Annotated in this window: 5 protein-coding genes; 4 read left to right on the forward strand and 1 reads right to left on the reverse strand. The window is 76.7% G+C overall.

The genetic code is table 11. The features are described from left to right. Positions 1 to 140: 140 nt before the first annotated feature. Positions 141 to 1,223, reverse strand: coding sequence for an alcohol dehydrogenase catalytic domain-containing protein (locus ACFU6K_RS29500; RefSeq protein WP_380668103.1), 1,083 nt, complete (start codon positions 1,221 to 1,223; stop codon positions 141 to 143). Between the two features lie 219 nt (positions 1,224 to 1,442). On the opposite strand from ACFU6K_RS29500, the gene ACFU6K_RS29505 reads away from it, so the two are divergent. The 4 genes from ACFU6K_RS29505 (at position 1,443) to ACFU6K_RS29520 (ending at position 5,684) form a co-directional block, all read left to right on the forward strand. Next, positions 1,443 to 2,096, forward strand: a complete 654-nt coding sequence (locus ACFU6K_RS29505) for a class I SAM-dependent methyltransferase (RefSeq protein ID WP_380668105.1) — start codon at positions 1,443 to 1,445, stop codon at positions 2,094 to 2,096. 134 nt (positions 2,097 to 2,230) lie between these two features. Then, positions 2,231 to 3,538 (forward strand): hypothetical protein, encoded by a 1,308-nt coding sequence (locus tag ACFU6K_RS29510; protein WP_380668107.1) that lies wholly within the window; start codon positions 2,231 to 2,233, stop codon positions 3,536 to 3,538. 7 nt (positions 3,539 to 3,545) lie between these two features. Then, a complete protein-coding gene (locus tag ACFU6K_RS29515) occupies positions 3,546 to 4,577 on the forward strand; it encodes an N-acetylmuramoyl-L-alanine amidase (protein WP_380668109.1) in 1,032 nt (343 codons plus the stop codon). Between the two features lie 195 nt (positions 4,578 to 4,772). Next, a complete protein-coding gene (locus ACFU6K_RS29520) occupies positions 4,773 to 5,684 on the forward strand; it encodes a hypothetical protein (protein WP_380668111.1) in 912 nt (303 codons plus the stop codon). Positions 5,685 to 5,726 lie beyond the last annotated feature (42 nt).

Below are 5,726 nucleotides of genomic sequence, written 5' to 3' on the forward strand. Positions count from 1 at the left end.
GCGTACGAGGGCCCGCCGGGAGGGCACGGACTCCCCCGGCGGGCCCTCGGCGTTCCCGAAGCCCGCTCGAAGCCCGCCCGAAACCCCCGCCCGAAACCCCTGGCCGAAACCCCTGGCCGAAACCCGGCCGCGGCCCGCCCTCAGCCCAGCGTCACGACCGTCCGCAGCGCCTCGCCGCTCCGCATCTGCGCGATCGCCTCGTTGACGTCCGCGAGCCCCACCCGGTGGGTGACCATGCCGTCGAGGTCGATCCGCCCGGCCCGCCAGAGGTCCACGACCAGCCCGATGGTGCGCGCCACCGTCGCCCCGCCGTAGAGCGAGGGCAGCAGGCGCTTCTCGTTGAAGAACAGCTCGCCCATGGTGAACTGCGCGAGGTCGTCCTGCGCGCCCGCGCCGATGACGACCACCGCGCCGCCGCGCCGGGCGGCCTCGTAGCCGGCCCGGACGGTGGCCGCGCGGCCGACCGCCTCGAAGACGTAGTCGAAGCCGCCGCCGGGCAGCTTCCTGGCCGCCGCCTTCAGCTCCTCGGGGGCGATCGCCTCGGTGGCGCCGAACGCCAGGGCGCGCTCGCGGCGCGAGGCCACCGGGTCGACGACGGTGATCCGGCCGGCGCCGCAGACCCGGGCGCCCTGCACGGTGGCCACGCCGACCCCGCCCGCGCCGATCACCGCGACGGAGGCGCCGGGCTCGACCCGGGCGGTGTTCACCGCGGCGCCGATGCCCGTGGTCACGCCGCAGCCGATCAGCGCGGCGGCCTCGTACGGGAGGTCGTCGGGCACCTTGATGACGGCGTTCGCCGCGACCACGACCTCCTCGGCGAAGGCCCCGGTGCCGTAGAAGCCGGAGGCGCTCAGCCCGCCCTCGGCGATCCGGAAGCCCGGGGCGCCGAGGCTGCGCAGGCTGGCGATGCAGAGGTGGCCGCGGTCCCGGCGGCAGTGGTCGCAGCGGCCGCAGGGGGCCATCCAGCAGAGCACCACGCGGTCGCCGGCGGCGAGGCCGGTGACGCCCTCGCCGATCTCCAGCACGTCCCCGGCGCCCTCGTGCCCGGGGACGAACGGCGCGGGCTGCGGCAGGACGCCGCTCATCGCGGAGAGGTCCGAGTGGCAGAGGCTGGCGGCGCGCATCCGGACCCGTACGGTGCCCGGCCCGAAGCCCACGGCCGTCACGTCCTCGCGGACGTCGAGGGTCTCCTGGCCGGTCTTGTGCAGGACGGCTGCGCGCATGGGGGCTGCTCCCGGGGGGCCTGGTGTTCCTCGGATCGGCGGTCGGGCCGATTCTGGCACGGGCGGCGCGACGCGACTAGAACGCGTTCCACAACAACCGGCCGCCGGAACCGTACGGATTCACCGTGGTCGGCCCGGCCGCCCCGGCGCCGCCGCCGGCGCTACCGTCGAGTAGGGTCCGTGCACGTCCGCCCGCGTCCCGACCCCGAGGAGCACCGCATGTCCGACCTGCTGCTGAGCGCCGAGCCGGCACCCGAGGTGCTGGCGGCGTTCGAGGAGGCCACCGGGTTCATGCCGGTGGACGAGGGGCTCGCGCTGTACGCGGCGGCGGTGGAGGCGGCGCGGGGCACCGGGCTGCCGGTGCTGGAGATCGGCACCTACTGCGGCCGCTCGGCGATCCTGCTCGCGGCGGCGGCCCGGGAGGCGGGGACGGTCGCGCTGACCGTCGACCACCACCGCGGCTCGGAGGAGCAGCAGCCCGGCTGGGAGTACCACGACCCGACCCTGGTCGACCCCGAGGTCGGGCTGATGGACACCCTGCCGAGGTTCCGCCGCGCCCTGCACGCCGCCGGGCTGGAGGAGCACGTGGTGGCGCTGGTCGGCCGCTCGCCGCGGATCGCCGCGCTGTGGGGGCGCCCGCTGGGCCTGGTGTTCATCGACGGCGGGCACACCGACGAGCACGCGACCGGCGACTACGAGGGCTGGGTGCCGCACCTGGCTCCGGAGGGCCTGCTGGTGGTGCACGACGTGTTCCCCGACCCGGCGGACGGCGGCCAGGCCCCGTACCGGGTGTACCTGCGGGCGCTGGCCGAGGGCTTCGAGGAGGTCTCGGTGACCGGCTCCCTGCGCGTCCTGCGCCGCGCCGCGCGGTAGGGCATCTGTTCGCTCCCGGGGCCCCGCGCCGATGCTCTAACGTCGTGCCGGGGCTGCCGGGCAGGGGTTCGAACGGTACGGTGGCCGCGCAGCACCAGGCAGAGCATCGGCGGACGGTGGGGGCCAGCAGCGACATGACGGACCAGCAGAACAGCGCTCCGGCGGTCTGGGACCCGACCGCGCGCGGCGGCGCCGGCGGCTGGGTGCGCGGCCCGCAGCGCCCGGCCGACGCGCAGCCCGTTCCCGAGGCGCCCGCCACTCCCCAGTCTCCCGTCACCCCCCAGCCTCCCGCCGCCTCGCAGTCCACGGCCCCGCAGTCCGCCGCCCAGCCCGGTCCGATGGCCCCGCCGCCCGCGCCCGGCGCCGTCGGCGACCAGGGCCCGCCGCTGGGCGCCCGCCCGTACCTGGCCGCCTCGCCCGGTTACGACCCGCCGACCGCCCGGCTGTTCCCCGGCGCCGCCCCGCCGCCCCCGGCCGCCCCGCCGGCGGCCTCGCCGTTCCCCTCCCACCCGGGGCCGCCGTCCCACGCCCCGCAGCAGGAGACGCAGCAGGCCCCCGGCCACGACTACCTCCTGCAGCCGCCCGCCGCCCCGCCGCAGTCCCCGTACGGCACCCAGCCCCCGTACGGCACCCCGCTCCCCTACGGCGCGCAGCCCCCCTACGACGGTCGGCCCGACTATCCGACCGGGACCGCCCACGGGGACGACGAGGACCGGCCGACCAACCGCAGGGCCCCGCTGCTGATCGGCTTCGCGCTGCTCCTGGTGCTGGCGGTCGGCGGCGGCCTGCTGTTCGCCCTGCGGGGCGGCGGCGACAAGGACGGCCAGGCCGCGCCCGCCCCGGCCTCGGCCCCGGCGACCGGCGCGGAGAACCCGCCGCCCGCGACCGCGCCCACGGGTGCGGACGGTGCGCCGAGCGCCGCCGCGAGCGCGTCCGGCTCGCCCGCCGGTACGCCGTCGCCGAGCTCGACCGCCCCCGGTCCGGGCGCCAAGGCGCAGGCCCAGGCGCTGGACGGCCTGCTCAGCGAGGGCGAGAGCGCCAAGGCCCCGATCGGCAGCGCCGTCGCCAAGGTGACCAGCTGCCCGCCGAAGGCCGACATCGAGAGCGCCGCGCAGGACTTCGACAACGGTGCGAGCCAGCGGACCGCCCTGCTGGCCAAGCTCTCCCAACTGAGCGTCACGGACGTGCCGGGCGGCGCGGACGCGGTGAACTCCCTGAAGTCCGCCTGGCAGTTGTCCGCCGACATAGACAAGGCGTACGCGAGCTGGGCGCGTGCCGTCGCCGCCCAGGGCTGCACCGGCCGGGCCCCGGCCACCGCCGACAAGAAGCACGCGGACGAGCTCAACCCGCAGGCCACGCAGGCGAAGACGGACTTCATGACCAAGTGGAACGCGATCGCGAAGAGCTACGGCCTGACTCCGCGCACCCAGGACAGGATCTGACCGACCAGTGACCGGCACCGCCCCCCGTCCGCCCCGCCGCTCCGCCCTGTTGCGCGCCACCACCGCCGCGGCCGTGGCCGTTCCGCTCTGTACGGCGGGCTGGTTCGGCTGGCGGGCCCTCGACCACTCCGGCCCGGCGGGCGCCACGGCGGCCCCGGCCGCCTCGGCCCCCGCCGCCTCGTCCCCGGCTTCCGTCCCGGCTTCGACCCCGCCCGCCCCGACGGCCACGGACCAGCCGAGCACCGCCGACCCGGCCGACGGCACCGCCGCGCCCCTCACCCCTCCGGTCGCACCGCCGCCGTCCACCACCCCGGCGGCCGAGGCCCCGCCCGCGCCCGCCGACGCCGCGGTCCTGACCGGCCGCACCGTCCTGCTCGACCCCGGCCACAACCCCGGCAACTCCGCCCACACCGCCGAGATCAACCGCCAGGTGGACATCGGCAACGCCCGCAAGGAGTGCGACACCACCGGCACCGAGACCAACGCCGGCTACACCGAGGCCGAGTACACCCTGGACGTCTCCCGCCGGGCCCGCGCCCTGCTGGCCGCCCGGGGTGCCACGGTGGTCCTGACGCAGGACGGCGACCGCCCCTGGGGCCCGTGCATCGACGAACGCGCCCGCGCGGGCGCCGACGCCCACGCCGACGTCGCGGTCTCGGTGCACGGGGACGGCGGCCCGGCGAGCGGCAGCGGGTTCCACGTGATCATGCCCGCGCGGGTCGTGGCGGGGACGGCGGACAACGCGGCGATCGTCGCCCCCTCGCGCCGGCTCGGCCTCCTGCTGCGCGACCGGTTCCACGCCGCGACCGGCGAGCCGTACGCGGACTACATCGCCAAGGACGGCCTGGACACCCGCTCCGACCTGGGCGGCCTCAACCTCTCGACGGTCCCCAAGGTGTTCATCGAGTGCGGTAACATGCGCAACTCGACGGACGCGAAGCGGATGACGGATCCTCAGTGGCGCCAGCAGGCGGCCCGGGGGATCGCCGACGCGCTGACCGTGTTCCTGACGACCCAAGAGAAGACCGAAGAGCGGTAAGGGAGTTGGGCCGCGACCGGCGGAGGACGACGCTCCGCCCGGACCGCACGGTTTGCAACGACTTCACCCCATTCCCGGTCCCGCCGTGCACCGGCAGGACGGTTGGGCCTAGGCTTCTGGTCCGTTCGGGAGTTTCGGCCGGTCGGCCCGACCGCGCGAACCACCGTCCACGACACGTCAACGAGGGGAACGTTAGTGAATCTGCGCGCTCTCACCAGGGGAGACGCCGCCGTCGCAGGCGCGGCCGTCCTGCTCTTCATCGCCTCCTTCCTGCCTTACTGGACCGTGGACTGCGGCAACAGCCGGTACTGCCCCCCGTCGCAGAACGCGTGGAGCACGGACCTGTTCCCCATCCTGCCGTCGATCTACCTCCTCGGCATCGCCGCCGCGGTGCTGATCCTGGTGCAGCGCTTCCAGGGTGCGGCCGCGGCCAACCGCCAGGTGCTCGGCCTGCGGCTGGACCAGTGGGGCATCGCCCTCTCCGTCGCGGCGCTGTGGACCTCGGTCTGGGCGCTCGGCGGCGGTACCTCCAGCTCCGTCGTCAGCCACGGCTTCGGCGCCTGGCTCGGCTTCATCGCGCTGCTCGTGCTGGCCGGCGCGGCCGCCGCGGGTCCCCTGGTGCCCGCGCTGAAGGCCCCGCTGGCCGCCGACCGCCCGGCGGCCGTCCCCGGCCAGTACGGCTACCCGGGCCAGCCCGGTCACCCGGGTGCGCCCGGCCAGCCCGGCCAGTACGGGTACCCGGCCCAGGGCCACGACCCGGCGTTCGGCGGCCAGGGCGGCTACGGCTACCCGGGCGCCGGCCAGCCGCAGCCCGGCCAGCCGGTCCAGGCCGCCCAGCCGCACGACGCCGGCACCCCGGCCCCGCAGCCGGCCCCGGCCGCGCAGCAGGCGCCCGCCCCGGCGGCGGACTTCCAGCCGTTCTGGTTCGCCGTCCCGGCCCCGCGCCAGCTGGCCCCGAAGGACAACCCGGCCGGCGCCCCGGTCGGCGAGGTCGTGCCGGGCACCTGGTACCTGGCCGTCGAGCAGCGCGGCACCGCGCTGGTCGCGCAGCTGCCGGACGGCAGCCAGGGCGTGCTGGCCGACACCACGGGCATCCAGCGCGGCTGACGCCCGCGGACGCACACCGCGAAGGGGCGGGACCGGTTTCTC

The organism is Kitasatospora sp. NPDC057512 (assembly GCF_042802135.1).
GTDB lineage: Bacteria > Actinomycetota > Actinomycetes > Streptomycetales > Streptomycetaceae > Kitasatospora.